The 24,375-nt window shown below is 67.3% G+C and carries 27 protein-coding genes and 2 pseudogenes; 21 read left to right on the top strand and 8 right to left on the bottom strand.

The window, feature by feature from the left end:
• Positions 1–7 precede the first annotated feature (7 nt).
• The 5 genes and pseudogenes from DL544_RS03520 (at position 8) to DL544_RS21530 (ending at position 2,601) form a co-directional block, all read left to right on the top strand.
• Complete coding sequence (locus DL544_RS03520) at positions 8–964, top strand: transaldolase (RefSeq protein ID WP_139726754.1); 957 nt, start codon at positions 8–10, stop codon at positions 962–964.
• Between the two features lie 207 nt (positions 965–1,171).
• Complete coding sequence (locus DL544_RS03515; RefSeq protein ID WP_032954795.1) at positions 1,172–1,465, top strand: transposase; 294 nt, start codon at positions 1,172–1,174, stop codon at positions 1,463–1,465.
• A pseudogene (locus DL544_RS22310) lies at positions 1,462–1,749 on the top strand (IS3 family transposase); the annotation flags it as partial. The gene DL544_RS03515 and the pseudogene DL544_RS22310, both read left to right, overlap by 4 nt.
• Before the next feature lie 8 nt (positions 1,750–1,757).
• Entirely contained in the window at positions 1,758–2,321 is a 564-nt protein-coding gene (locus DL544_RS21535) for an IS3 family transposase (protein ID WP_479692442.1), read from the top strand.
• 154 nt (positions 2,322–2,475) lie between these two features.
• Entirely contained in the window at positions 2,476–2,601 is a 126-nt protein-coding gene (locus tag DL544_RS21530) for a hypothetical protein (protein WP_255313051.1), read from the top strand.
• Between the two features lie 194 nt (positions 2,602–2,795).
• On the opposite strand, the gene msrA is transcribed toward DL544_RS21530, so the two are convergent.
• The gene (msrA, locus tag DL544_RS03505) at positions 2,796–3,461 is read right to left on the bottom strand and encodes a peptide-methionine (S)-S-oxide reductase MsrA (RefSeq protein ID WP_065179689.1); all 666 of its coding nucleotides are present in this window, start codon (positions 3,459–3,461) and stop codon (positions 2,796–2,798) included.
• Between the two features lie 30 nt (positions 3,462–3,491).
• Positions 3,492–3,754: pseudogene (locus DL544_RS03500) on the bottom strand (putative signal transducing protein).
• 197 nt (positions 3,755–3,951) lie between these two features.
• Here DL544_RS03500 and DL544_RS03495 point away from each other — a divergent pair.
• The 6 genes from DL544_RS03495 (at position 3,952) to DL544_RS03470 (ending at position 9,320) form a co-directional block, all read left to right on the top strand.
• Complete coding sequence (locus DL544_RS03495; protein WP_065186344.1) at positions 3,952–5,700, top strand: glutamine--tRNA ligase/YqeY domain fusion protein; 1,749 nt, start codon at positions 3,952–3,954, stop codon at positions 5,698–5,700.
• 42 nt (positions 5,701–5,742) lie between these two features.
• A complete protein-coding gene (locus DL544_RS03490) occupies positions 5,743–6,396 on the top strand; it encodes a hypothetical protein (RefSeq protein WP_065186343.1) in 654 nt (217 codons plus the stop codon).
• Between the two features lie 48 nt (positions 6,397–6,444).
• On the top strand, positions 6,445–7,167 hold the full coding sequence (locus DL544_RS03485; protein ID WP_005415359.1) for a DUF6348 family protein: 723 nt from the start codon (positions 6,445–6,447) through the stop codon (positions 7,165–7,167).
• Positions 7,168–7,263: 96 nt separating this feature from the next.
• On the top strand, positions 7,264–7,824 hold the full coding sequence (locus tag DL544_RS03480; RefSeq protein ID WP_005415358.1) for a nucleoside deaminase: 561 nt from the start codon (positions 7,264–7,266) through the stop codon (positions 7,822–7,824).
• Positions 7,808–8,875, top strand: a complete 1,068-nt coding sequence (gene rlmM, locus DL544_RS03475) for a 23S rRNA (cytidine(2498)-2'-O)-methyltransferase RlmM (protein ID WP_053501233.1) — start codon at positions 7,808–7,810, stop codon at positions 8,873–8,875. Before DL544_RS03480 ends, rlmM begins: the two co-directional genes overlap by 17 nt.
• Before the next feature lie 49 nt (positions 8,876–8,924).
• The gene (locus tag DL544_RS03470) at positions 8,925–9,320 is read left to right on the top strand and encodes an EF-hand domain-containing protein (protein ID WP_065179680.1); all 396 of its coding nucleotides are present in this window, start codon (positions 8,925–8,927) and stop codon (positions 9,318–9,320) included.
• 68 nt (positions 9,321–9,388) lie between these two features.
• On the opposite strand, the gene DL544_RS03465 is transcribed toward DL544_RS03470, so the two are convergent.
• Both DL544_RS03465 and ubiH read right to left on the bottom strand, forming a co-directional pair.
• Positions 9,389–10,570 (bottom strand): UbiH/UbiF family hydroxylase, encoded by a 1,182-nt coding sequence (locus DL544_RS03465; RefSeq protein ID WP_139726752.1) that lies wholly within the window; start codon positions 10,568–10,570, stop codon positions 9,389–9,391.
• Positions 10,567–11,775, bottom strand: a complete 1,209-nt coding sequence (gene ubiH, locus DL544_RS03460; protein WP_139726751.1) for a 2-octaprenyl-6-methoxyphenyl hydroxylase — start codon at positions 11,773–11,775, stop codon at positions 10,567–10,569. The genes DL544_RS03465 and ubiH overlap by 4 nt, the downstream gene beginning before the upstream one ends.
• 109 nt (positions 11,776–11,884) lie before the next feature.
• On the opposite strand from ubiH, the gene DL544_RS03455 reads away from it, so the two are divergent.
• The 10 genes from DL544_RS03455 to DL544_RS03410 all read left to right on the top strand — a co-directional run bounded on the left by DL544_RS03455 (position 11,885) and on the right by DL544_RS03410 (position 21,753).
• The gene (locus tag DL544_RS03455) at positions 11,885–12,469 is read left to right on the top strand and encodes a hypothetical protein (RefSeq protein ID WP_005415353.1); all 585 of its coding nucleotides are present in this window, start codon (positions 11,885–11,887) and stop codon (positions 12,467–12,469) included.
• A gap of 8 nt (positions 12,470–12,477) precedes the next feature.
• Positions 12,478–13,032 (top strand): cob(I)yrinic acid a,c-diamide adenosyltransferase, encoded by a 555-nt coding sequence (locus DL544_RS03450; protein ID WP_065186340.1) that lies wholly within the window; start codon positions 12,478–12,480, stop codon positions 13,030–13,032.
• Between the two features lie 9 nt (positions 13,033–13,041).
• On the top strand, positions 13,042–13,980 hold the full coding sequence (locus DL544_RS03445; protein ID WP_053500468.1) for a histone deacetylase family protein: 939 nt from the start codon (positions 13,042–13,044) through the stop codon (positions 13,978–13,980).
• Positions 13,981–14,069: 89 nt separating this feature from the next.
• Positions 14,070–16,550 (top strand): LPS-assembly protein LptD, encoded by a 2,481-nt coding sequence (gene lptD / locus DL544_RS03440; protein WP_111129210.1) that lies wholly within the window; start codon positions 14,070–14,072, stop codon positions 16,548–16,550.
• Positions 16,547–17,890 (top strand): peptidylprolyl isomerase, encoded by a 1,344-nt coding sequence (locus DL544_RS03435; RefSeq protein ID WP_053500472.1) that lies wholly within the window; start codon positions 16,547–16,549, stop codon positions 17,888–17,890. The genes lptD and DL544_RS03435 overlap by 4 nt, the downstream gene beginning before the upstream one ends.
• A gap of 3 nt (positions 17,891–17,893) precedes the next feature.
• Positions 17,894–18,874: a 4-hydroxythreonine-4-phosphate dehydrogenase PdxA gene (gene pdxA, locus DL544_RS03430; protein WP_139726750.1), complete on the top strand. Its 981-nt coding sequence runs from the start codon at positions 17,894–17,896 to the stop codon at positions 18,872–18,874.
• Positions 18,871–19,674 carry a 16S rRNA (adenine(1518)-N(6)/adenine(1519)-N(6))-dimethyltransferase RsmA gene (rsmA, locus tag DL544_RS03425; protein WP_139726749.1) on the top strand — a complete coding sequence of 268 codons (804 nt, stop codon included), beginning with the start codon at positions 18,871–18,873 and terminating at the stop codon, positions 19,672–19,674. Before pdxA ends, rsmA begins: the two co-directional genes overlap by 4 nt.
• Positions 19,675–19,687: 13 nt before the next feature.
• Complete coding sequence (gene apaG / locus DL544_RS03420; protein WP_008268668.1) at positions 19,688–20,071, top strand: Co2+/Mg2+ efflux protein ApaG; 384 nt, start codon at positions 19,688–19,690, stop codon at positions 20,069–20,071.
• A gap of 15 nt (positions 20,072–20,086) precedes the next feature.
• Positions 20,087–21,109 (top strand): symmetrical bis(5'-nucleosyl)-tetraphosphatase, encoded by a 1,023-nt coding sequence (locus tag DL544_RS03415; RefSeq protein WP_065179686.1) that lies wholly within the window; start codon positions 20,087–20,089, stop codon positions 21,107–21,109.
• Positions 21,106–21,753 carry a DUF1287 domain-containing protein gene (locus DL544_RS03410; protein WP_032953945.1) on the top strand — a complete coding sequence of 216 codons (648 nt, stop codon included), beginning with the start codon at positions 21,106–21,108 and terminating at the stop codon, positions 21,751–21,753. The genes DL544_RS03415 and DL544_RS03410 overlap by 4 nt, the downstream gene beginning before the upstream one ends.
• Before the next feature lie 86 nt (positions 21,754–21,839).
• Here DL544_RS03410 and DL544_RS03405 read toward each other — a convergent pair whose 3' ends face one another.
• The 4 genes from DL544_RS03405 to lgt form a co-directional block, all read right to left on the bottom strand.
• Positions 21,840–22,331 (bottom strand): dihydrofolate reductase, encoded by a 492-nt coding sequence (locus tag DL544_RS03405; RefSeq protein ID WP_053500480.1) that lies wholly within the window; start codon positions 22,329–22,331, stop codon positions 21,840–21,842.
• On the bottom strand, positions 22,328–22,615 hold the full coding sequence (locus DL544_RS03400; protein WP_065428238.1) for a hypothetical protein: 288 nt from the start codon (positions 22,613–22,615) through the stop codon (positions 22,328–22,330). The genes DL544_RS03405 and DL544_RS03400 overlap by 4 nt, the downstream gene beginning before the upstream one ends.
• Positions 22,616–22,696: 81 nt before the next feature.
• The gene (locus DL544_RS03395) at positions 22,697–23,491 is read right to left on the bottom strand and encodes a thymidylate synthase (RefSeq protein ID WP_005415342.1); all 795 of its coding nucleotides are present in this window, start codon (positions 23,489–23,491) and stop codon (positions 22,697–22,699) included.
• Positions 23,488–24,375 (bottom strand): prolipoprotein diacylglyceryl transferase, encoded by an 888-nt coding sequence (gene lgt / locus DL544_RS03390; protein WP_005415341.1) that lies wholly within the window; start codon positions 24,373–24,375, stop codon positions 23,488–23,490. Before lgt ends, DL544_RS03395 begins: the two co-directional genes overlap by 4 nt.

Genomic DNA, 24,375 nt, shown 5'->3' with positions numbered 1-24,375 from the left:
AGCCGTAATGAGTATCCCGTCCAAACTGTCCCAGCTGCGCGAACTGTCCGTGGTCGTTGCCGATACCGGTGACTACGAGGCGATCAAGCGCCTGCAGCCGGTGGACTGCACCACCAATCCGACCCTGGTGAAGAAGGCGCTGGACCTGCCGGTCTACGCCGAGCTGATCGAACGCGAACTGGCCTGGGGCCGCCAGCAGAGTGGCGACCGCGAAGCCGTGGTGCACGCCGTGGCCGACCGCCTGACCATCGGCGTCGGCGCGCTGCTGAGCACGCTGGTGCCGGGCCGGGTGTCCACCGAGGTGGATGCCGACCTGGCTCACGACACCGCTGCCACCGTGGCCAAGGCCCGCCAGTTCATCCAGATGTACGCCGATGCCGGCGTGCCGCGCGAGAAGATCCTGATCAAGATCGCCGCGACCTGGGAAGGCGTGGAAGCCGCACGCATCCTGCAGGCCGAGGGCATCGACTGCAACCTGACCCTGATCTTCAACCCGACCCAGGCGCTGGCCTGCAGCGAAGCCGGGGCGTTCCTGATCTCGCCGTTCGTCGGCCGCATCCTGGACTGGTACGTGGCCAACGGACAGGCCCCGGCCACCATCGATGAAGACCCGGGCGTGAAGTTCGTGCGCGGCGTGTATGCCGAATTCAAGCGTCGCGGTTCGCCGACGGTGGTGATGGGCGCCTCGTTCCGTTCGACCGCGCAGATCGAAGCACTGGCCGGCTGCGACCGCCTGACGATTTCGCCGGACCTGCTGGAGAAGCTGGACGCCGACCACGGCGAGCTGCCGCGCAAGCTGGTGGCCGGTGCCGCCGATGGCGCGGCGGTGACCCCGATCGATGCGGCCAAGTTCGCGGCGGATCTGGCGGCCGATCCGATGGCCACCGAGAAGCTGGCGACCGGCATCGATGCGTTTGCCAAGGATCTGGAAGCGCTGCGCGAGCGGATCCGCGCGGCACTGTGAGGATTCCGGCCAACGGCTGAGCCCCTCGTGGCAGGTCGGTTGGCCGCAAAGAGCAAAAAGCCGCGCTGGGTCGGGCGGGTTGGGTTCGCGGGAGACGCCGTGAATCCATCCCTGGAGGCTTGGCCGCCGCATCCATGCGGCGGACTGATCTGGCCCCCGTCAGCGGACGCCAAGAAGCGATACTTTGATCGCACTTGGAGGTCCCTTATGTCCCGTATCACCCGTCGTAGCTATACCGATGAGTTCAAGCACCAAGCCGTGGAGTTGGCCGAGTCGCTCGGGCCTGCCGCAGCAGCCCGTCAGCTGGAGATGTCGGTCAAGACGCTGGCAAATTGGCTTGACGCGGTCCGTGCTGGCCGGTCTCTGACCTCTGAGGCTCGCAGGCCAACCACCGACCTGGAAAGCGAGATCAGCCGCCTTCGGGCCGAGAACGCCAATCTGAAGATGGAGCGGGAAATCCTAAAAAAAGCGGCGGCGTTCTTTGCCAGAGAGTCCAAGTGAGGTACGCCTTCGTCGCCAGTCAAAGGACTCACTACCCGACCAGGTTGTTGTGTCGGGTTCTTGGGGTTTCTGTCTCTGGATTCCATGATTACCTGCGTCGGCAATGTGCCCAAGCGTGCGATGCCGATTCGGCCCTGCGTACCGAGCTTCGGGCCATTCATGTGACCAGCAAGCGCAGTTATGGGCGACGTCGGCTGGTCAGGGCCTTACGAGCCAGGAATCATCCAGTCGGCCACAAGCGCGTGGCACGGTTAATGGCCGAGGAGCGAATCCAGGGCAAGACCAAAGGCCGATTCCGACCCAAGTCCTCCGGCGGCTCATCTCAGCTCGCCCCCAACCTGCTGGATCGGCAATTTGCCCCGGAACCGGACCGACGGCGTGGGTCGGGGATATCACGTATGTCCCCACCCGCCAGGGATGGCTGCATCTGGCCGTGGTCATCAGCGTCCAGACCCGGCAGGTGCTGGGCTACAGCGTTTCCAAGCGTCTGACTGAAGAGCTGGTGGTGAAAGCATTTGCCAATGCCTGGGCTCTGCATCCACAACGACCCGGCCTGATCTTCCATTCAGATCGTGGTGGGCAGTACTGGGGGAACGAGTTTCGCCAGCTGCTGCAGTCCCATGACGTGGTCCAAAGCATGAGCCGGCCTGGCAATTGCTGGGACAACGCGGTGGCCGAGAGCTTCTTTGCGACGCTCAAGACAGAAGAGGCTGCCGAGCCTTACGCCAGTAGGGAACAAGCCAGCCAGTGCATCGCTGCTTACATCCACGGCTTCTACAATCCAGCCCGGCTACACTCGGCGCTGGGCTACCACTCGCCTAACAACTACGCCCGGCAGCTCCGGGCTGCCGCCTGAAACGGCTTCATGGCGTCCGTTTTCAGGGGGCCAGATCAGACACTCCCGCGAACCCAACCCGCCCGCCCTCTGACAGTTTCCGGTGGCCACCCGCCACGGAAGAAAGAAAGAAGAGCAACAGCGGGTCGCGCGCTTCGCTTGCTTGGAGCGGAGCATGGCTCCGCTCTACAGAAAGCACTGCAGGATCAAACAAGAAGGACGCGGCGAACGCCGCGTCCTTTTTGTTTTCCTTCAGTTCGTCAGTAATCCACTGCTCCTGCCCACCGTCACCGGGAAATGATCGGAGGCGGGACGGGTACAGATGGCGGGACCGTCCACGGCATGGATGCCGTGGCCGAGCCCCCAGGGACGGGTTTACGGCGTGTCCCGCCATCTGTACCCGTCCCGCCAAACCATCAGCAACCCAGAGCCGCTTTGGCTTTGGCTTTGGCAGTTGCTTTCAGCTTCAGCCCGCCGCAGGCGGACCACCGCGCGTCAGCGCGGCGCCTCCACATCCAACCCGATCGGGCAGCTCACGCCGGTGCCGCCGATGCCGCAGTAGCCGTTCGGATTCTTCGCCAGGTACTGCTGGTGGTAGTCCTCGGCGTAGTAGTACGCCGGTGCCGGGTACACGATCTCGGTGGTGATCGGGCCGTAGCCGGCCGCAGCCAGCTGCGTCTGGTAGGCCTCGCGGCTGGCCAGCGCGGCCTTGTACTGGGCCTCGTCGGTGGCATGGATCGCCGAGCGGTACTGGGTGCCGGTGTCGTTGCCCTGACGCATGCCCTGGGTTGGATCGTGGCTTTCCCAGAACAGCTGCAGCAGCCGCTCCAGGCTCACCACCGCCGGGTCGAACACCACCTGCACCACTTCGGTGTGGCCGGTCAGGCCCGAGCAGACCTCTTCATAGGTCGGGTTCGGCGTGATGCCACCTGCATAGCCGACCGAGGTGCTGTACACGCCCGGCTCGGTCCAGAACTTGCGCTCGGCGCCCCAGAAACAGCCCAGCGCAAAGCGGATCTGCTGCAGGCCGGCGAAACGGTCCTTCAGCGGATGGCTGTTCACGAAGTGCTGGTTGCTGTGCAGCGGCAGCGGTTGGTCACGCCCCGGTAGCGCCTCTTCCGGGCGCGGCAGGCGCTGCTTGAAGGCGCCGATGCCGAGGATGCCCTGGCCAATTCCCAACATGATGCGCTCCTACGCCGGAAGGCCGGCAATGTCGTCTGCATCGGAAATGGGGTCGGACGGCGCCTGGCCCAAGTCCAGCGCCGCTACGATGTCCTCGGCCTGCGGCCGCGCCGCATCGGGGATGCCGACCCGCAACACGCCAAACAGCGGCAGCTCGCCCATCCCGCCCAGCAGCTGCTCTCCGAACACGAACGCGGGATACCGGCGTCTTCCAAGGCGTGCTTGACCAGATGGGCGTCGAACAGGTTGTCGGCCTTGTACACGATGTGCATGCGGCGGCTCCTCGGGACAAGGGTCCAGCATACGCCTGGGGGCTGAATGGTGGAGAGGGCGGGATCCGAGAGTTGCCGGCCAGCGGCCGGCACTACCGGAAGACGCCTGGTAGTGCCGGCCGCTGGCCGGCAACCCCGGCAGTTCTGCCCGGTACGCGCTAGACTGTTGGTCTTTCTGCCTTTCTTTTCGCCGACTCATGTCCGAGCACACCCCCGCCAGCCCCGAGACCCCCGCCGACAGCCACGAGAAGCGCGATTTCATCCGCCAGATCGTGCGCGAGGACCTGGCCAGCGGAAAGCACCAGGCGATCAAGACCCGCTTCCCGCCGGAGCCGAACGGCTACCTGCACATCGGTCACGCCAAGTCGATCTGCCTGAACTTCGGCATCGCCGGTGAATTCAGCGGCGTCTGCAACCTGCGCTTCGATGACACCAACCCGGCCAAGGAAGATCCGGAATACGTGGCCGCGATCCAGGACGACGTGCGCTGGCTGGGCTTCAGCTGGAACGAGCTGCGCCACGCCTCGGACTACTTCCAGGCCTATTACCTGGCCGCCGAGAAGCTGATCGAACAGGGCAAGGCCTATGTCTGCGACCTGTCGGCCGAGGAAGTGCGCGCCTACCGCGGCACCCTGACCGAGCCGGGCCGTCCGTCGCCATGGCGCGACCGCAGCGTCGAGGAAAACCTCGACCTGTTCCGCCGCATGCGCGCCGGTGAGTTCCCGGATGGCGCGCGCACCCTGCGCGCGAAGATCGACATGGCCAGCGGCAACATCAACCTGCGCGATCCGGCGCTGTACCGCATCAAGCACGTCGAGCACCAGAACACCGGCAACGCGTGGCCGATCTACCCGATGTACGACTTCGCCCATGCGCTGGGTGATTCGATCGAGGGCATCACCCACTCGCTGTGCACGCTGGAATTCGAAGACCACCGCCCGCTGTACGACTGGTGCGTGGACAACGTCGATTTCGCCCATGACGACGCGCTGACCCAGCCGCTGGTCGATGCCGGGCTGCCACGCGAAGCGGCCAAGCCGCGCCAGATCGAGTTCTCGCGCCTGAACATCAACTACACGGTGATGAGCAAGCGCAAGCTGATGGCGCTGGTCACCGAACAGCTGGTGGACGGTTGGGAAGACCCGCGCATGCCCACCCTGCAGGGCCTGCGCCGCCGTGGCTACACCCCGGCCGCGATGCGCCTGTTCGCCGAGCGCGTGGGCATCAGCAAGCAGAATTCGCTGATCGACTTCAGCGTGCTCGAAGGCGCACTGCGCGAGGACCTCGACAGCGCCGCGCCACGCCGCATGGCCGTGGTCGACCCGGTCAAGCTGGTGCTGACCAACCTTCCGGAAGGCCACGAAGAACTGCTGACCTTCAGCAACCACCCGAAGGACGAGAGCTTCGGCAGCCGCGAAGTTCCGTTCGCCCGCGAAGTGTGGATCGATCGCGAGGACTTCGCCGAAGTGCCGCCGAAGGGCTGGAAGCGCCTGGTGCCGGGCGGCGAAGTGCGCCTGCGTGGCGCCGGCATCATCCGCTGCGACGAAGTGATCAAGGATGCCGACGGCACCATCATCGAACTGCGCGGCTGGCTCGATCCGGAATCGCGTCCGGGCATGGAAGGCGCCAACCGCAAGGTCAAGGGCACCATCCACTGGGTGAGCGCCGTGCACGGCGTGCCGGCCGAGATCCGCCTGTACGACCGCCTGTTCTCGGTGCCGAACCCTGACGACGAATCGGAAGGCAAGACCTACCGCGACTACCTGAACCCGGAATCGCGCCGTACCGTCACCGGCTATGTCGAGCCGGCCGCAGCCAGCGCCGCACCGGAGCAGTCGTTCCAGTTCGAGCGCACCGGCTATTTCGTCGCCGACCGCCGCGATCACACCGAAGCCAAGCCGGTGTTCAACCGCAGCGTGACCCTGCGCGACACCTGGTCGGCCTGAGGACCTGCGCGGGCGCCCACACGGCGCCCGCACGCCCCGACGATGATCACCGCCCTGTCCGTCCTGCTCTGGTTCATCTCGCAGCATCCGCTGCTGACGTTCTTTGCAGCGATGGTGCTGGCCGGGCTGGTCTCGTGGTGGCGACGCTTTCCAGGCTACGCCATCGTGGTGTTCCCGCTGGCGATGCTCAACATGTTCTTCGGCCACTTCCTCAACGCCACCTTCCTCAACCTGGTGGGCGAGCGCGGCGAAGCGGTGATCGTCAAGGCAGAGCGAACCAGCTCGACGCTCAACGAACAGTACATCTGGCGCTACGAAGCGGTGCTGCGCACTGCCGAAGGGCGCGATGTGGAAGCGGTGTTCCACACCAACACCGCCTCGCTGTGGCCGCTGGAAAACGCCATCCGCATCCCGGCGCGCGACCAGCCGTTCGTGGTCAAGTACACGCCGGGTTTCCCGCGCAACTTCGTCATCCTCACCAACGAATCACTCCACGGCATCGCCCAGGCCCGGTCCAGCGCGCGCGAGCGCGTGGAGGTGGCAGCACGCAAGCTGCATTTCAGCCCGGGCAATGCCGATTTCCGCGCGGAGTATCGCCGCGAACTGGAAAGCTGGCTGCGCGACCACGGCAACGACCCGCAGCAGCAGTCCGACGCGCAGCGCTATCGCGCCGAACTTGACGCGCTCGACCGCTAGCACCAGGCCCGGCCTGGATGCTCCACCCGATCCATCCACAGGCCTGACATGACCACGACGTCCACCGCCCTCCTCCCACTGCTGCAGCAGGCCCTGCAGGACGCCAGCGTCGCCAGCCGCATCGACGGCAACGCGCTGCTGCTGGACAGCGGACTGCGCCTGACCCCGCATGCGATGGCCGCGCACGCGCGCGACAACGGGGGCTGGCAGACCTCCACCGTCATCGAAAGCCAGCATCCGCTGCTGTTCGCTGACGGCCTGTTCGAGTACCAGCACGCCAACGGTACCGATGAACAGACATCGCTGCTGGCCGGCTTCCAGGCCTGGGCACGGGTGGACCTGGTGACCCTGCAGACCGCGATCGGCGCCGAAGACGCACAGGCCCTGCCAATGATGGGCCTGACCTATCCGGCCGGCGATGAGGGCCGGGAACACGAACGCACCGTGGTGCTGGGTCCGCTGGCGCATTACCGCGAGCACGAGGTGGACGCCAGCACCTGCAGCGAGGACGACCATGGGTCCTGTCCGTGCTGCCTGTTCACCAGGAGCATGGACGCCTTCGACGAGCTGCTGAAGGCGCGCCCGTTCCTGGCCATCCGCCTGTTCGCCTCGCGCGATGCCGATGGCCTGTGCGAGGCCGATTGCCGGGTCAACGGCCACGATTTCGCCGCCGCCCTGCCCCTGCTGCGTGCCTATGCAGCCAGCTGGCCGCAGGCCGGGCTGGAGTTCCGCAAGCAGTACGTGGTGATCCGCACCGGCTCGCCCGGCTGACCCACCGCCACACCCGATACAGGCCGGTGCGGCTACACTGCGCGCCGGTTTCCCAAGCAACCGCACTTTCTTCCATCCCTACGAGGCACCCCCGCGATGCTGTACGCGCAAGTCCACCTGACCCTTCCCGCCTGGATCCACGACCAGATCGACCTGGATCGTCGATATCCGGGCGATGAGGCCAAGGTCGCGCTGGCGATCGAGCTGTCGCGGCTGAACGTCGAGCACGCCAGTGGCGGCCCGTTCGGCGCCGTGGTGTTCGGCCCGGACGACAAGGTGATCGCTGCCGGCGTGAACCGGGTGATGCCACACGCGACCTCGCTGGCGCACGCCGAGAACATGGCCTACATGCTGGCCCAGCAACGCCTGCAGACCCCGCGCCTGAACGCGGTGCTGTCGCCGGTCACCCTGGCCACCAGCTCGCAGCCGTGCTGCCAGTGCTACGGCGCCACCGTGTGGGCCGGCATCGACCGCCTGCTGATCGGTGCCAGTGCAGCCGACGTCGAAGAACTGACTCCGTTTGACGAAGGCCCGCTGCCGGCCGACTGGGTCGGCGAGCTCAACAAGCGTGGCATCGAAGTGGTGCAGGGCCTGAACCGCGACGCCGCGCGCAGCGTGCTGCGTGCCTATGGGGAAAGCGATGGCGCCCGTTACTGAAACCGGCATCGGCCTGCTGTGCCTGTGCCGGCAGGGTTTCGAGCCCGAGCTGGCCGGCGAACTGCAGTTCCGTGCCGGCGAAGCCGGTTTCGCCGGTTATGCGCGTACCCAGCGCAATGACGGCTACGTGCTGTTCATGTGCGACGAGGCCGCGGCGCTGGCACCGCGCCTGCGCTGGCGCGAACTGATCTTCGCGCGGCAGAAGCTGGTGGTGCTGGCCGAGCTGCCGCAGCTGGATCCGGCCGACCGCATCACGCCGATGCTGGAGGTGCTGGCCGATGCGCCGCGCTTCGGCGACCTGTGGGTGGAGCATCCCGATTCCGACGCTGGCAAGCCGTTGTCCGGCCTGGCGCGTTCCTTTGGCAATGCACTGCGCCCGGCGCTGCGCAAGGCCGGCAAGCTCAGCGACAAGCCGAACACCCGCCTGCCGCGCCTGCATGTGGTGTTCGTCGACGGTACCCATGCCTTCGTCTGCGTGGCCGACCCGGGCGACAGCGCGCCGTGGGCATTGGGCATTCCGCGCCTGAAGCTGCTGCCCGAAGCGCCTTCGCGTTCGGCGCTGAAGCTGGACGAGGCGCTGTTGACCCTACTGACGCCTGAAGAACGCGAGGCGCTGGCCAAGCCCGGCATGCGCGCGGCCGACCTTGGCGCCGCCCCCGGTGGCTGGACCTGGGTGCTCACCCGGCAGCACATGCACGTGCTGAGCATCGACAATGGCCCGCTGCGCCAGCACGTGCTGGACACCGGCCTGGTCGAGCACCTGCGCGCCGATGGCTTCCACTGGCACCCGGAACAACCGCTGGACTGGATGGTCTGCGACATGGTCGAGCAGCCGCGCCGCGTCGCCGAACGCATGGCCACCTGGTTCCGCGAAGGCTGGTGCAGGCATGCGATCTTCAATCTGAAGCTGCCGATGAAGAAGCGCTGGGACGAGACCCGGCTGTGCCTGGACCTGTTCCAGGACCAGGCCGGGAAGCCGCTGGTGGTGCGCGCCAAGCAGCTCTATCACGATCGTGAAGAGATCACCGTGCTGGCCTCGCCGCTGCGCTGATCCCATTGCATCCGCCGGGCATGGCCCGGCGCTACCGGGGAACGGAACCATGCGCTACCACTCGCTCACCCTGCTGATCACTTTGCTGTCAGTCGCACCGGCCATGGCCCAGCAACTGCCGCACACCCCTGCGCAGAGCCAGCCGCTGGGCCCCACCGGCGGCGCGATCCGCCAGCAGCCACTGGATGCCGGTCGGGTCAGCGGCAGCGTCGAGATTGCACAGCCGGCCGGCGAGGCACAGGTGACGGTGCGTTCGCTGGAGCCCAGCAGCGTGGTTGGCCAGTACCGCATCCACTTCGCCGCGCTGGATGTGAACGGCGATGGTTTCATCAGCCGCGAGGAAGCGCAGGCCAACCCGGCGCTGGCCGACGAATTCAATTCGCTGGACCGCAGGCATCGCGGCAAGCTGGACCGCACCGACCTGGCCGGCTGGCTGGTGGATTGAAAAAGGGGACGGAGGGGATTAAGTCGTATGTGCACATACGACTTAATCCCCTCCGTCCCCTTTTTGCTTCAGACGCCGGCGGCGCGCTTCCAGAACGCCTGCACCAGCGGCGGCCATCGGCCGACGCAGCCCAACGCACGGCCCCGGGCCAGGGTCAGGTGCATTTCGTCGTTGGAGAACAGGCGGTTGATCGCATCGAAGCTGTAGGCGGCGATGTGGTTGTCGCTCCGCCGTTCGCGTGCCCAGCGCTGCAGGCGCTGCGGCGACAGCCGCGGTTGGCCGCGGCGCTCTGCCGAGGGTGCCAGCCACTGCTGCAGGGCGGCGACATCACGCAGCCCCAGGTTCACGCCCTGCCCGGCCAGCGGATGCACCACATGCGCCGCGTCACCCAACGCCAGTACACGACCGGCCACGTAGTGACGGGCCAGCTGGCGGCGCAGCGGGAATGCCGCTCGCGGGGAGGCCAACCGCAGCTCACCCAGGCGTGCCGCGAAGGCGCGGGTCAGTTCGCGGTTGAAGCTGTCCTCGTCCAGTGCCAGAACACGCGCCGCCTCGTCCTCGGGCAGGGTCCAGACGATCGAGCTGCGGCGCTCGGCCACCGGCAGCAACGCCAGCGGCCCGCTTGGCAGGAAGCGCTGCCAGGCCGTGGCCTGGTTGGGAAGATCGCTGTCCACGTAGGCCACCACGCCACGCTGGTGGTAGTCATGGCGCTCCACCTCTATCCCGGCCAGCTGGCGGAGGGTCGATTCGGCGCCGTCGGCGGCCACCGCCAACGCCGCTTCCAGGCGACGCCCGTCATCCAGGCGCAGGCGCACGCCGTCCTCGTCCTGCTCCAGCGCGTCCACCCGTGCCGGGCAGTGCAGCTGCACACCCGCCGCCGGCAGCGCCGACCACAGGCGGTCCTGCAGCAGCCCGTTCTCGACGATGTAGCCCAGTTCGCGACGGCCGAAGCGATCGGCGTCGAACAGCAGATCCTCGCCACCGGCAGCGTCCCACACCTGCATGCGCCGGTAGCGCCATGCACGGGCCTGCGCGATCGCCGGCCACACACCAAGACGATTCAGCAGCTGTACGTTGTCGGCAGCGAAGGCGAACACGCGCAGGTCCGGCTGTGCGGCCTGCCACGGCGCCGGTTCGCGACCTTCCACCAGCGCCACCGACAGGCCAGCATCAGCCAGCGCCAGCGCACACGCGGCACCGACCACGCCACCGCCGATGATGGCCACATCAAGACGCGCGCGCCGGCTCATGCCGCTTCTCCACGGCACAGCCGCGGCACCTCGCCGCGGAAGCCCATCGCACCACCGACCAGCATCGATTGCACCGAGGCGCGCTGCGCGGCCACCAGGCCGAGGCTGCGCAGCGGCCGCATCAACGGCGCCGGATTGCTGGTCAGGCGCGCCAGCCCGCCGGAGAACGCCACCGTCTGCCGGCGGTCCTCTTCGCGGCGCGCGACATAGGCCTGCAGCAGTGCATCGCTGCCGGCATCCTCATGCGCATCCTCCAGCAGTTCAGCCAGGGTCAGCGCATCGCGCAGGCCCAGGTTGAAGCCCTGCGCCCCCAGCGGATGGACGGTCTGCGCGGCATTGCCGAGCAGCACCGCGCGCTCTCCGGCCAACGCGCGCGCCAGCACCTGGATGAGCGGATAAGCACTGCGCGGGCCGGATTCGAGCAGCCGGCCCGCGCGCCAGCCGATCGCGTTCTGCAGGCGTCGCAGCCAAGCCGCATCGTCCAGCGCCATCACCGCATCGGCCTGGTCGCGCGCAACACCGTGCACGGTGCCGAAGTGGCGATCACCACGCGGCAGCAGGGCGGTCGGGCCGGTATCGGTGAAGCGCTCCCAGGCGGTGCCGTCCGGCGCACGCTGGCTGCGCACGCGGGCCACGAACAGGGTCTGCTGGAAATCATGGCGGTCGACCTCGATGCCGAGCGCGCCGCGCACGCCACTGGTCGTGCCATCGGCCCCCACCACCAGCCGGGCCTGCAGCACGCGTTCGCCGGTCTCGTCGGCCACCCGCACCTGGCGGTAGCCATCGACCACCTCGCCCAGGCCCAGGAAGCGCATGGGCCGGTAGCGCCGCAGCCGCGGCAGCTCCTGCAGGCGCGCTTCCAGCGCCTGGCCGAAGTCCCGCGCCACCACCACCTGGCCGAACCACGGCCGGTCGTAGTCGGAAGCCTCCAGCTGCACGCGGCCGAAATCGCCGGCGCGGCTGACGTGGATGCGGCGGATCGGGCCCGGCGCCATCGCCAGCTTCTGCATGACCCCCAGCGCGGTCAGCGCATTGACCGTGGCAGCGGCAAAACTGAGGTTGCGCTGGTCGAACACCGCCGGCAGCTCGCCGGCCGGGCTGGCCTCGAGCAGGCCCACATCGCGGCCCAGGCGGTCCAGGGCGATGGCCAGGCTGGCACCGACCAGGCCACCACCGACGATCAGCACGTCATGTCGTTCACTCATGATGTTCATGATACGCGCTCGCCCTGCCCGAACGCCCAACACCACCCGACCTGCGCCAACCGGCGCGGCGGGCTAGAATGAAACCTGAATCCGCTCCGGGCCCGCTGCCATGTCCGCCACCGCCAACCGCGCCTTCGTCCTGTCCGTCCTCGTGCTGTTGCTGGCGGCGACCCGGGTCAACCACTTCGCGGCGATCCCCGATGCCTCCTGGGCGGTGTTCTTCATCGGTGGCTTCTACCTGGCCACGTGGACACGCTGGGCGTTTCCGCTGCTGATGGTGTTCGCCGTGCTGGTGGACTGGATCGTGATCCGCAGCAGCGGCCTGGATTTCTGGCAGCACTACTGCGTGTCGCCGGGTTACTGGCTGCTGCTGCCGGCGTATTTCTCGCTGTGGGCCGGCGGCATGCTGCTGGGCCGCAACTACCAGGGCGCACGCTGGCCGGTGCTGGCCAAGGGTGCACTGCTGCTGGTGGCCTCGGTGGCGGTCTGCCACCTGCTGGCGCAGGGCGGTTTCTACTGGACCACCCGCAACGTGGCCGAGCCGACGCTGGCCGGTTGGGCGCAGAACTACGCACAATGGTTCGGCCCCTACCTGCGCACCACCGCGATCTACGTGGCGCTGGCGGCGGCATTGCAGCTGGCCGTGGAGCAGGTACTGAAGCTTCAGCAGGCCCGCCGCGACATTCGGCACTGAGCCGCGCCATGGGTCATCGCCTCTCGCGCATCTATACCCGCACCGGCGACGACGGCAGTACCGGCCTCGGCGACGGCCAGCGCGTGGCCAAGGACGACGCCCGGGTGGCGTCCTACGGCACCGTCGATGAAGCCAACGCTGCGCTCGGCCTGCTGCTTGCCACCGCGCTGCCCGAGGATGTCCGCGCGCTGGTGGTGCATCTGCAGCACCAGCTGTTCGACCTGGGTGCCGAGCTGTGCATCCCGGGCCACGTCGCCATCCACGCCGCCGATGTCTCGGCACTGGAACAGCAGCTGGACCACTACAACGCCAACCTGCCGATGTTGAAGGAGTTCATCCTGCCGGCTGGTGGCGAGGCCGCCGCACGCTGCCACCTGGCCCGCACCATCGTCCGCCGCGCCGAGCGCGAGACGGTCACCCTGGCCCGCCTTGAGCCCGTGCGCAGCGAGGCGCTGCAGTACCTCAACCGGCTGTCGGACCTGCTGTTCGTGCTGGCGCGCGTACTGGCCCGCGCCGACGGCCATGGCGAAGCGCTGTGGCAGCCACAGCAGCGCCAGCGCTGAGTCGGCACGATGCTGGTCTTCACCCATCCGTCCTGCCTGCTGCATGACCCCGGCCCCGGCCATCCGGAGTGCCCGCAACGCCTGCAGCAAGTACTCGATGCCCTGCACGCCGCGTTCCCCGGCCAGCTCGACTGGCGCGAGGCGCCGCCGGCCAAGTTCGGCGAACTGACCCGGGTCCACGACAGTGCCCTGCTCGACTTCGTGCTGCAGCCGCAGACCGCGCCGCTGCGCCAGCTGGACATGGACACCTGGACCTCGCCGGGCTCGGCCAGTGCCGCCGTGCACGCCGCCGGCGCCGGGGTGGCCGCGGTCGATGCAGTGATGCTGGGCGAGGATCCGCTGGCGTTCTGCGCGGTGCGGCCCCCGGGCCACCACGCCACCAGCAGCACCGCGATGGGCTTCTGCCTGCTCAACAACATTGCCATTGCCGCGGCCCATGCCCGCGACCGCCATGGGCTGGAGCGGATCGCGGTGGTCGATTTCGATGTCCACCATGGCAACGGCACCCAGGACATCTTCCAGCACGACGCCCGGGTCTCGTACTACAGCACCCACCAGGCCGGCCTGTTCCCCAATTCCGGCCTGCGCCGCGACCGCGGTGCCGGCAACCTGATGAACATCCTGCTGCCCCCGGGCAGTGGCGGTTTCCGCTTCCGCAACGTGTGGGCCGACGAAATGCTGCCGGCCATCGACGACTTCCGCCCTCAGCTGCTGCTGATCTCGGCCGGCTTCGATGCCCACCTGCGTGACCCGCAGGCCGACCTGATGCTGGAAACCGACGATTTCGCCTGGATCACCCGGGAGCTTCATGCGCTGGCGCGCCGTCATGCGGCCGGCCGGGTGGTCTCGATGCTGGAAGGCGGCTATGACCTGCAGGCCCTTGCCGAGTGCAGCGTGGCCCATGTCCGGGCCCTGCTGCTGCCCCCTCCCGGCAGCGTCTCCGGATGAACCCGAACCGGCAGGCTGCGGCGTCCTTCATTGCCCCTATGCAAGGGATGGGGCAAGCTACCGTCCGTTTTCGCCCGAATCCGAACCGCGTGCGCCGAGCCCTCCGCCTGCTTCCCCTGCCTCTGAGCATCGCCATCTGCCTGCCGGCAATGGCCGATGAAAAGCCGCTCAACTGGGGCCTGTGCCCGGCTACCGACGTGATTCCCGCGTTCACCGATGCGCCCACCCCGGTCCCGGGGCAGGACAAGGCCGCCGCCAGCGCTGCGCGCGAGCAGCAGCCGACCGACATCGAGGGTGACCAGCTGCTGGGCACGACCACTGTGCCGCAGTACGAAGGCAACGTGGCCCTGCGCCGCGGCGACCAGTTCGTCGGCACCGACAAGCTCAGCTTCGATACCGAGAGCGGCAACTACATCGCCGACGGCAATGTCCGCTACCAGGACTCCTCGATCCGCATGGTCGCCAAGCGCGCCGAGGGCAACCAGGAAAGCGACACCCACAAGATCACCGACATCAAGTACCAGCTGGTGTCGCGCCGCGGCAACGGCGATGCCGAGTCGGTCGACCTGCAGGGCGCGGTCGGCCAGATGCACCGCTCCACCTACACCACCTGCGACCCGTCACAGCCGGTGTGGAAGCTGTCGGCGCCGCAGATCGAAGTGGACAACGACGAGGGCTTCGGCACCGCCCGCAACGCCGTGCTGCGGATCGGCAAGGTGCCGGTGCTGTGGGCGCCGTACTTCAAGTTCCCGATCGATGACCGCCGCAAGACCGGCCTGCTGTTCCCGCAGCTGGGCATGTCCGGGCGCAACGGATTCGACTACGCACAGCCGATCTACTTCAACCTGGCGCCGAACTACGACGACACGTTGACCCCGCGCTACATGAGCCGCCGCGGCCTGATGCTCGACAACGAGTTCCGCTATCTCTACAACGGCGGCCGCGGCGAACTGCTGACCGCGTTCATGCCCAACGACAAGCTGCGCGACCGCGACCGCGGCCGGGTGATGTTCAGCGGTTACCACAACGTGGACAGCCACTGGCAGGCCCGTGCGAACCTGGCCTGGGTCAGCGACGAGCGCTATGTCGAGGACTTCGCCAACCGCCTGGTCGGGGTGACTGCCTCGAACCTGCAGAGCACCGTGGGCCTGTACGGCACCGGCAGGAACTGGACGGCCGGCATCATGGCCGACCGCTGGCAGCTGACCGACTACACGCTCAATGAAAGCGCGCTGCCGTACAACCGCCAGCCGCGCCTGTACTTCAACTGGGACAAGCCGGTCCTGCCGTGGCTGGAAACCGGCATCTATGCCGAAGCCGTGCGCTTCACCCACGACGACATCAACTTCAAGTACGGCGCCGATGCGGGACCCGACCTGCAGTACACGCGCAACGGCCAGACCCAACGCATGTACGGCGGCTCGCGACTGGACGTGAAGCCGTACGTGTCGTTCCCGATCAGTGGCGCGGCGTGGTACGTCACCCCGACCCTGGCCTACCGCTACACCGGCTACGACCTGGACCAGGGCCTGGCTGACAGCGTCCGCCGCAACGTGCTGGCCTCGCAGGGCATCGACCCGAACACCGCCACGCCGGAGCAGCTGCGTGGCAACAAATCGCCCAGCCGCAGCCTGCCGATCGGCAGCATCGACGCCGGCCTGTTCTTCGATCGCGAGACCACGATCGGCGGCAAGTCATTCCTGCACACGCTGGAACCGCGCCTGTTCTACCTGCGCACGCCGTACCGCAACCAGGACGACCTTCCGATCTTCGACACCCGTGACTTCACGTTCAGCTGGGGCCAGCTGTTCCGCGACTCGCGCTACACCGGCGCCGACCGCCAGAACGATGCCAACCAGCTGACCCTGGCATTGGGCACCCGCTTCATCGACCAGACCACCGGCAAGGAACGCTTCTCGGCGGCCATCGGCCAGATCCAGTATTTCGACGAGTCGCGGGTGACCGTCACCCCGGGCGGCGCGCCGGTGGAAAAGGGCAAGTCGGCGTGGATCGCCGACGGCAACTACATGATCAACGACCGCTGGACCCTGGGTGCCACCTACCAGTGGGACCCGAAGTACAAGCGTGAGGATCTGGCCAGCGTCCGTGCCCGCTATCTGATGCCCAACGATGGCGTGATCAACCTCAGCTACCGCTACCGCATCAACTCGGGCGCCCCGGCCAACGCCAACAAGCACGACCGTACCCTGCTGGAACAGGCCGACCTGTCGTTCCTGTACCCGCTGAATGCGCGCTGGAGCCTGGTCGGTCGCTACTACTACTCGCTGCAGGACAAGGAGCCGCTGGAAATCATCGGCGGTGTCCAGTGGGACAGCTGCTGCCTGGCCGTGCGTGTGGTCGGCCGCCGCTATGTCCGCAACCGCGAAGGCGAGATGAACAACTCCATCCAGGTGGAGTTCGTGCTCAAGGGCCTGAGCTCCCTGGGGCAGGACACGGACCGTACCCTGCGCCGTGCTATCCTCGGCTACAACCGCGACGACCTCTATCTCGTGCCGCCGAGCAACACCGGGGCGACCCGGGATGACTACGATCCGAACCTGATCCCATGACCAAGCGCTTCCCCGTTCTTCTCGCCTCGCTGCTGGCGGTGTCCAGCGTGTCCGCCCCCCTGCAGGTGCTTGCCCAGGAGGCGCAGCCGCTTGACCGCATCGCTGCCGTCGTCGATGAGGACGTGATCCTGCAGAGCGAGCTCCAGCGTGCGATCGCCAACATCAAGGCGCAGTATGCCGGTCGCGAAAACCAGCTGCCGCCGGAAGACGTGCTCAGCCGCCAGGTGCTCGAACGCCTGGTGCTGGTCAAGCTGCAGGTGGCCCGCGCCCAGGGCAGCGGCATCCGTGTCAGCGACCAGGAGCTGAACCAGGCGATGAACGCCATCGCCCAGCAGAACGGTTCGAACCTGGATGCCCTTCGCCAGCGCCTGGCCCATGACGGTATCGATTTCAACGATTTCCGCGCGTCGGTGCGTGACGAGATCACCGTGCAGCGCCTGCGCCAGAGCTTCGCGCAGAGCCGCATCAGCGTCAGCGAGGGTGAAGTCGACGCCGCGCTGAAGCAGCAGGCCACGGTAGGCAACCAGTATCACCTGGCGCACATCCTGATCGCCCTGCCCGACGGTGCCAACGCCGACCAGATCGCCACCGGCCAGAAGAAGGCCGATGGCGTGAAGGCCCTGCTGGACAAGGGCGAGCTGGACTTCAACGCGGCGGCCGTGCGCTATTCGGACAGCCCGAACGCGCTGGAAGGCGGCGATCTGGGCTGGCGCAGCCTGGATGAAATCCCGCAGGCCTTTGCCCAGTTGATGGAAAAGATGAAGCCGGGCGAGGTGGTCGGCCCGATCCGCGGCCCGAGCGGCTTCCAGCTGCTGAAGCTGGTGGAAGTGCGTGACAGCAGTTCCGCCGCCGGTGAGCAGACGGTCACCGAGTTCCACGGCCGCCACATCCTGGTCCGCGTGGACGACCACCAGACCGATGCCGCTGCCAAGGCCAAGATCGATACCCTGCGCGCCCGCATTGCCGGCGGCGCCGACTTCCAGACCGTTGCCAGGGAGTCCTCCGAGGACAACAACAGCAAGGGCCAGGGCGGTGATCTCGGCTGGTTCCCGGCTGACGCGTTCGGTCCGGCCTTCGGCCAGCAGGTGAGTGGCCTGCAGGATGGTGGCGTCAGCCAGCCGTTTCGCACCGACGCCGGTTGGCACATCGTGCAGCGCGTGGCGACCCGCCAGACCGACGTGACCACCGACAACCAGCGCGCCCAGGTCCGCGAGACCATCGGCCGCCGCAAGCTGGAAGACGAGTACAACCGCTTCCTGCAGGAACTGCGTGGCGAAGCCTACGTCAGCTTCCGCAGCGGCGACCGCGCGGAAAACACCGCCACGCCGCCGCAGTCCTGACCGATGCGCCCCGAGCTCGCTCTGGTACCGGGCGAGCCCGCCGGGATCGGCCCGGAGCTGTGTGTCCGCCTCGTTCAGCAGCCGCGTGAAGATTGCCGGCTGCTGGCCTTCGCCGACCCGGACACCCTGCGCGCGGCTGCGGCCGCCCTGAACCTGCCCCTGCAACTGCTGCCCGAGCACGCCGAAGCACGCGTCCCCGGCGATCTGCGCCTGCGCGCCGTCCGCAACGCGGCGCCCAGCCACTTCGGCCAGGCCGATCCGGCCAATGCGAGCGCGGTCATCGGCGCCCTGCTCGGCGCCGGCCAGGCCTGTCTGTCCGGTGAGCTGCACGGTGTGGTGACCGGCCCGGTGCACAAGGCGGTCATCAACGAGGGCGGCATCGCCTACAGCGGCACCACTGAACTGCTGGCCGACCAGGCCGGAGTGAAGGTGGTGATGATGCTGGCCAATCACATTGTCCGCGTGGCCCTGGCCACCACCCACCTGCCGCTGCGCGAGGTGGCCGATGCGATCACCGCGCCCAGCCTGGAACACACCCTGCGCACGGTGCATGCCGCGCTGCGCCGCGAGTTCGGCCTGCCTGCGCCGCGCATCGCGGTGCTCGGGCTGAACCCGCATGCCGGCGAAGACGGTCATCTGGGACGCGAGGAACTGGACCTGGTCATCCCCCTGCTGCAGCGCCTGCGCGCGGAGGGCATGGACCTGGTCGGGCCGCTGCCGGCCGACACCGCCTTCCTGCCGGCCAAGCTGGCCGGTTTCGACACCGTGCTGGCGATGTACCACGACCAGGGCCTGCCGGTGCTGAAGTATTCCGGCTTCGAACAGGCGGTGAACCTGACCCTCGGCCTGCCCTACCCGCGCGTGGCGGTCGACCATGGCACCGCGCTGGACCTGGCCGGCCGCAGCATCGCCGATCCTTCCAGCCTGCAGGCGGCAACGACGCTGTGTGCGCAGCTGGCGCGGCAACGTACACTGAGCGCATGAATTCCCCGCATTCCCCCTCCGGCCCGGTGTTCACCGCACCGGCCAAGAAGCAGCTTGGCCAGCATTTCCTGGCCGATCGCCACTACATCGACAAGATCGTGATGGCGGTCAATCCGAAAGATGGTGACCGCCTGGTCGAGATCGGACCCGGCCAGGGCGCCATCACCCTGCCGCTGCTGCGCGTGCACCCGACGCTGACGGTGATCGAGTTCGACCGCGACCTGATCGCGCCGCTGACCGCCGCCGCCGAGCCGCTGGGCGAGCTGACCATCGTCCATCGCGACGTGCTGCGCGTGGACTTCACCGAACTGGCCAATGGCCAGCCGATCCGCCTGGTCGGCAACCTGCCCTACAACATCTCCTCGCCGATCCTGTTCCATGCGCTGGAGCATGCCGCAGTGATCCGCGACATGCACTTCATGCTGCAGAAGGAGGTGGTCGACCGCATGGCCGCCGGCCCCGGCAGCAAGGTGTATGGCCGCCTCAGCGTGATGCTGCAGGCCTACTGCCAGGTGACCTCGCTGTTCGTGGTTCCGCCGGGCGCGTTCCGGCCGCCGCCGAAGGTCGATTCCGCCGTGGTGCGGCTGGTGCCGCGTGACCCGGCCTCGATCAGCATCAACGACCACACGCGCTTCGCCGAGGTGGTCAAGGCCGCCTTCGGGCAGCGCCGCAAGACCCTGCGCAATGCTCTGAACAACGTGGTGTCCGCCGAGCAGTTCATCGCTGCCGGCGTGCGTCCCTATGCCCGCGCCGAACAGCTGGACGTGGCCGAATTCATCGCTTTGGCCAATGTCTCCTGATTACACTGCCGGTATGGAAGACGCTGACGTATATGCCATCTCCGTCGAAGTCGCGCCGCGCTTCCTCGACGATCAATCCGCGCCGGAAGACGGTCGCTTTGCGTTCGCCTACACGATCCGCATCCACAACCAGGGGCGGGTCGCCGCACGCCTGGTCGCACGCCACTGGCGCATCACCGATGCCAATGGCCGTGTCGAGCATGTCGATGGCGACGGGGTGATCGGCGAGCAGCCGCGGCTGCGCCCCGGTGAAGACTTCCGTTACACGTCCGGTGTCATGCTGGGGACCGATCACGGGACCATGCAGGGGCACTACGACATGGTCGCCGACGATGGCACCGAATTTGCCGCGCCGGTCGCACCGTTCGTGCTGGCCGTCCCGCGTACCCTGCACTGACACGGAGGCCGAACGATGAGTGTGTGGGCGATCGGCGACCTGCAGGGCTGCTACGACGTGACCCAGCGGTTGCTGGAGAAGATCCGCTTCGACCCGGCCCAGGACACCCTGTGGTTCTGCGGCGACCTGGTCAACCGTGGCGGCCAGTCGCTGGAAACGCTGCGGCTGGTGCATTCGCTGCGCGAGCACAGCGTGGTGGTGCTGGGCAACCATGATCTTTCGCTGCTGGCCGTCGGTGCACGCACCGAAGAGGAGCAGCGCAAGGTCAACCCGGACCTGCTGCGCATCGTGCAGGCCGAGGACCGCGACGAACTGCTGGACTGGCTGCGCCTGCAGAAGCTGGTGCATGTGGATCGCGAGCTGGGCTGGATGATGGTGCACGCCGGCCTGGCGCCGAAGTGGACCACGCAGATGGCAGAGAAGCACGCCGCCGAAGTCGAGGTGCAGCTGCACGGCGCCGGCTACCGCAAGCTGTTCCGCAACATGTACGGCGACAAGCCAAGCTGGGCGCCGAACCTGTCCGGCTACGACCGTTCGCGTGCGATCATCAACGTGCTCACCCGCATGCGCTACTGCACCCCGCGCGGGCGCATCGGCATCGAGGACAAGGGCACCCCTGGCACGCAGGAACAGGGACTCTACCCCTGGTTCGAAGTACCTGGACGGGTCGAGCGCGACCTCAAGATCGTCTGCGGCCACTGGTCGGCGCTGGGCCTGACCATCACCCAGGGCGTGCACGCCATCGACACCGGCGCAGTCTGGGGCGGCAAGCTGACCGCGATCCAGCTCGATACCGACGAGCTGCGCGTGGTGCAGGTACCGGGCCGTGATGTACCGGCACCCGTACCCCACGCCCGCCCGCCGGCGCGACCGGCGCACGAGCGCTCCGCCGCTGCGGTGCAGGGCAAGGAACAGGGCGGCGGCAACGCCGCTGCTGCCAACCCGGGCAACCGTGGTCCGCGCCGTCGTCGCCGTCGAGGTGGTGGCGGTGGAGGCTCCGGTGGACCCCACAACAACGGCGCCGCGCCGCAGGCATGACGCGACGCGGCTGGGCACCATGGAGGGTGCTGCTGCTGACGCTGGCCCTGGCCAGCGGCTGCCAGCCTGCTTCGCCCCCGGCTCCCACCGGCGGCGGAAATGCCGCCCCCACGCCATCGCAGCCGCAGGCCCCTTCACCGCCACTGGTGGCCGCAGCGCGCGCACAGATCGGCGTCACCACCCGTTACGATCCCGCCTACCAGGTCCTGTCCTATCCCGGCGGCGACGTCCCGCTTGATCGCGGCGTGTGCACCGACGTGGTGGTGCGCGCCCTGCGCAGCCAGGGCCTGGACCTGCAGGCGCGCGTGCATGAAGACATGCGCGGCAACTTCAGCGCGTATCCCGCGATCTGGGGCCTGTCACGGCCGGACCGCAACATTGATCATCGACGTGTGCCGAACCTGATGCGCTGGTTCGAACGGCAGGGCTGGCAGCAACCGATCACCGCCCTCGCCACCGACTATGCGGCCGGTGACATCGTGGCCTGGAAGCTCAACGGCAACGGTCTGCTGCATGTCGGCATCGTCTCCGACCGGAGGCTGGCCAATGGCACACCGCTGGTGCTGCACAACATCGCGCGCGGCACGCGTGAAGAGAACCTGCTGTTCCAGCACGCGATCATCGGGCATTACCGGATGCCGTAGGCACCTGCAGAGCCGGGCCATGCTCAGCTACGGGAGGTATCAGGCAACAGCAGCCGAGCATGGCTCGGCTCTACAGAAAACCATCCTCAGCGGCGCACGTAATGCACGAAGCGGAACGCATAGGCGTGGCGGTCATCGGCCGGATGCGGCTCGCTGCTCACTTCCCGCCAGTCCTGCACGGCCACCTCGGGGAAATGGGTGTCGGCGGGGACTTCGGCATCGACCCAGGTCAGGTACAGGTCGCTGGCCTGGTCCAGCAGCTGGTGGAAGATCTCGCCGCCGCCGATGATGCACAGCTCGCTGGCGCCCTCGCCTTCGGCAATCGCCTTCGCCTCGTCCAGCGACGCCACCGCGCGCATGCCCGCGAACGGCACCTGGCCGCTGCGGGTCAGCACCAGGTTGGTGCGCCCCGGCAGTACGCGGCCGATCGACTCGGCCGTCTTGCGCCCCATCAGGATCGGCTTGCCCAGGGTGAGCGCCTTGAAGTGCTTGAAATCATCCGGCAGGTGCCAGGGCATGGCATTGCCCTGGCCGATGCCACGGTTGCGGTCCAGCGCCACGATCATCGAGAGCTTCATTTGTCCGGATACAACTCGTTGAAGATTTTCATCGCCGCGCTACGTCCACCGAGTACTGTCGCAACCGCTGAGCAATAGAGCAGGAACAGTATTGCCGCAGTAGTCGGTTTGAGGTCAGTAATCATGGCCCAAAGGTCCACATCCTTTCCCGCGACCGCCGCATTGGCGACTGCCAGGAGAGGAGTAATTAACACACCAACAGTCAATGCAACGGCCAGGGAGCCGGACATCGACATCAAGCCTTCCGCCAGCTTTTCCCGTGCCTTTCGTGAATGTTTGCTCATTGCTTCTCCACTTGGTGAATCCGAGAAACAATCTGCATCAGTCAGGTCTCACCAGCTGATACGCAGCATGCCAAACATCACTCACACCGCCACCGGCGCCTTGATCGCCGGGTGCGGGTCATAGCCGTCGATGCGGATGTCGTCGAACCGGAAGCCGAACAGGTCGCTCACCTCCGGGTTCAACCACAGCTTCGGCAGCGCGCGCGGTTCACGCGAAAGCTGCTCGCGCGCCTGCTCGAAGTGGTTCGAATACAGGTGCGCGTCGCCCAGCGTATGCACGAAGTCGCCCACGCCCAGGCCCGTGGCCTGCGCCACCATGTGGGTCAGCAGCGCATAGCTGGCGATGTTGAACGGCACGCCGAGGAAGATGTCGCCACTGCGCTGGTACAGCTGGCAGCTGAGCTTGCCGTCCACCACGTAGAACTGGAACAGGTTGTGGCACGGCATCAGCGCCATCTGCGAAAGCTCGCCCACGTTCCAGGCGCTGACCACCAGCCGGCGCGAATCGGGGTTGCGCTTGATCTCGTCCACCAGCCACTGCATCTGGTCGATCTCGCGGCCATCGGCGGTGGCCCAGCTGCGCCACTGCTTGCCGTAGACCGGGCCGAGGTCGCCGTTCTCGTCGGCCCACTCGTCCCAGATGCGTACCTGGTTGTCCTTCAGGTAGCCGATGTTGGTATCGCCCTTCAGGAACCACAGCAGCTCGTGGATGATCGAGCGCAGGTGCAGCTTCTTGGTGGTGACCAGCGGGAAACCTTCATTGAGGTCGAAGCGCATCTGCCAGCCGAACACGCTGCGGGTGCCGGTGCCGGTGCGGTCGCTCTTCTCCGCGCCATGTTCCAGCACATGCGCGAGCAGGTCCAGGTAGGCCTTCATGCCTTGCCCTCCGCAGCCATCACCGGTTGCGGCTGCAGCACCGGCGCGCGGCGCGACATCGCCAGCAGCACCAGGCCGAAGGCGATGAGCGGCAGGCTGAGGATCTGGCCACGGGTCAGCCAGTCGAAGGCCACGTAGACGCCGTTGTCGGGCATGCGTACGAATTCGACGGCGAAGCGGAACAGGCCGTACATCAGCGCGAACAGGCCGCCGACCAGGTAACGGTGGCGCGGCTTGGCCGACACCGTCCACAGCACCACGAACATCACCAGGCCTTCCAGGAACGCTTCATACAGCTGCGAGGGATGGCGGGCGAACTGGTTCAGCGCGCCGGTGGCGAACTGCGCCTGCAGGGTCGCGTGGTCCAACTGGTTCAGCGGCGCCGGCAGGCCCGACGGGAACACCACGCCCCACGTGCCGTCGGTGTACTTGCCCCACAGCTCGGCGCCGATGAAGTTGCCGATGCGACCAAAACCCAGGCCCAGCGGTACCAGCGGCGCCATGAAATCCATGGTGTCGAAGAAGTGCAGCGCGTGCTTGCGCGACCACCACCAGCAGGCACCCAGCACGCCCAGCAGGCCGCCATGGAAACTCATGCCGCCGTCCCACACCTTGAACAGCAGCAGCGGGTTGTGCAGGAAATCGCCCAGCGCGTAGAACAGCATGTAGCCGATGCGGCCGCCCAGCACCACGCCGAGCATGGCGTAGAACAACAGGTCGGAGAAGCCGTTGGCATCGACGCCCGGCAGGCGCCCGGCGGCGATGCGCGTGCGGCCCAGCAGCCAGGCCGCAGTGAAGCCGAGCAGGTACATGATGCCGTACCAGTGCACCTTGATCGGCCCCAGCGAGAGGGCGATGGGGTCGATGTCGTGGAAGTAGATCAT

It is taken from the genome of Stenotrophomonas sp. pho, from assembly GCF_006228405.1.
Lineage (GTDB): Bacteria > Pseudomonadota > Gammaproteobacteria > Xanthomonadales > Xanthomonadaceae > Stenotrophomonas > Stenotrophomonas sepilia.
The sequence above is the reverse complement of the archived record's forward strand: the minus strand, read 5'-3'. Positions and strand labels throughout refer to the sequence as shown.

Coding starts and splice junctions, on each gene's coding strand:
- lgt (WP_005415341.1), bottom strand. CDS start 24,375: ATGATCTACTTCCACGACATCGACCCCATCGCCCTCTCGCTGGGGCCG.
- DL544_RS03405 (WP_053500480.1), bottom strand. CDS start 22,331: ATGAAGCTCTCGATGATCGTGGCGCTGGACCGCAACCGTGGCATCGGC.
- DL544_RS03465 (WP_139726752.1), bottom strand. CDS start 10,570: ATGAGCCGGCGCGCGCGTCTTGATGTGGCCATCATCGGCGGTGGCGTG.
- DL544_RS03395 (WP_005415342.1), bottom strand. CDS start 23,491: ATGAAGGCCTACCTGGACCTGCTCGCGCATGTGCTGGAACATGGCGCG.
- DL544_RS03520 (WP_139726754.1), top strand. CDS start 8: ATGAGTATCCCGTCCAAACTGTCCCAGCTGCGCGAACTGTCCGTGGTC.
- DL544_RS03455 (WP_005415353.1), top strand. CDS start 11,885: ATGTCCGCCACCGCCAACCGCGCCTTCGTCCTGTCCGTCCTCGTGCTG.
- DL544_RS03415 (WP_065179686.1), top strand. CDS start 20,087: ATGAGTGTGTGGGCGATCGGCGACCTGCAGGGCTGCTACGACGTGACC.
- rsmA (WP_139726749.1), top strand. CDS start 18,871: ATGAATTCCCCGCATTCCCCCTCCGGCCCGGTGTTCACCGCACCGGCC.
- pdxA (WP_139726750.1), top strand. CDS start 17,894: ATGCGCCCCGAGCTCGCTCTGGTACCGGGCGAGCCCGCCGGGATCGGC.
- DL544_RS03485 (WP_005415359.1), top strand. CDS start 6,445: ATGACCACGACGTCCACCGCCCTCCTCCCACTGCTGCAGCAGGCCCTG.
- DL544_RS03490 (WP_065186343.1), top strand. CDS start 5,743: ATGATCACCGCCCTGTCCGTCCTGCTCTGGTTCATCTCGCAGCATCCG.
- DL544_RS03495 (WP_065186344.1), top strand. CDS start 3,952: ATGTCCGAGCACACCCCCGCCAGCCCCGAGACCCCCGCCGACAGCCAC.
- DL544_RS03435 (WP_053500472.1), top strand. CDS start 16,547: ATGACCAAGCGCTTCCCCGTTCTTCTCGCCTCGCTGCTGGCGGTGTCC.
- DL544_RS03450 (WP_065186340.1), top strand. CDS start 12,478: ATGGGTCATCGCCTCTCGCGCATCTATACCCGCACCGGCGACGACGGC.
- DL544_RS03470 (WP_065179680.1), top strand. CDS start 8,925: ATGCGCTACCACTCGCTCACCCTGCTGATCACTTTGCTGTCAGTCGCA.
- ubiH (WP_139726751.1), bottom strand. CDS start 11,775: ATGAGTGAACGACATGACGTGCTGATCGTCGGTGGTGGCCTGGTCGGT.
- DL544_RS03480 (WP_005415358.1), top strand. CDS start 7,264: ATGCTGTACGCGCAAGTCCACCTGACCCTTCCCGCCTGGATCCACGAC.
- rlmM (WP_053501233.1), top strand. CDS start 7,808: ATGGCGCCCGTTACTGAAACCGGCATCGGCCTGCTGTGCCTGTGCCGG.
- DL544_RS03515 (WP_032954795.1), top strand. CDS start 1,172: ATGTCCCGTATCACCCGTCGTAGCTATACCGATGAGTTCAAGCACCAA.
- DL544_RS03445 (WP_053500468.1), top strand. CDS start 13,042: ATGCTGGTCTTCACCCATCCGTCCTGCCTGCTGCATGACCCCGGCCCC.
- DL544_RS21530 (WP_255313051.1), top strand. CDS start 2,476: ATGGCTCCGCTCTACAGAAAGCACTGCAGGATCAAACAAGAAGGACGC.
- DL544_RS03400 (WP_065428238.1), bottom strand. CDS start 22,615: ATGAGCAAACATTCACGAAAGGCACGGGAAAAGCTGGCGGAAGGCTTG.
- DL544_RS03410 (WP_032953945.1), top strand. CDS start 21,106: ATGACGCGACGCGGCTGGGCACCATGGAGGGTGCTGCTGCTGACGCTG.
- apaG (WP_008268668.1), top strand. CDS start 19,688: ATGGAAGACGCTGACGTATATGCCATCTCCGTCGAAGTCGCGCCGCGC.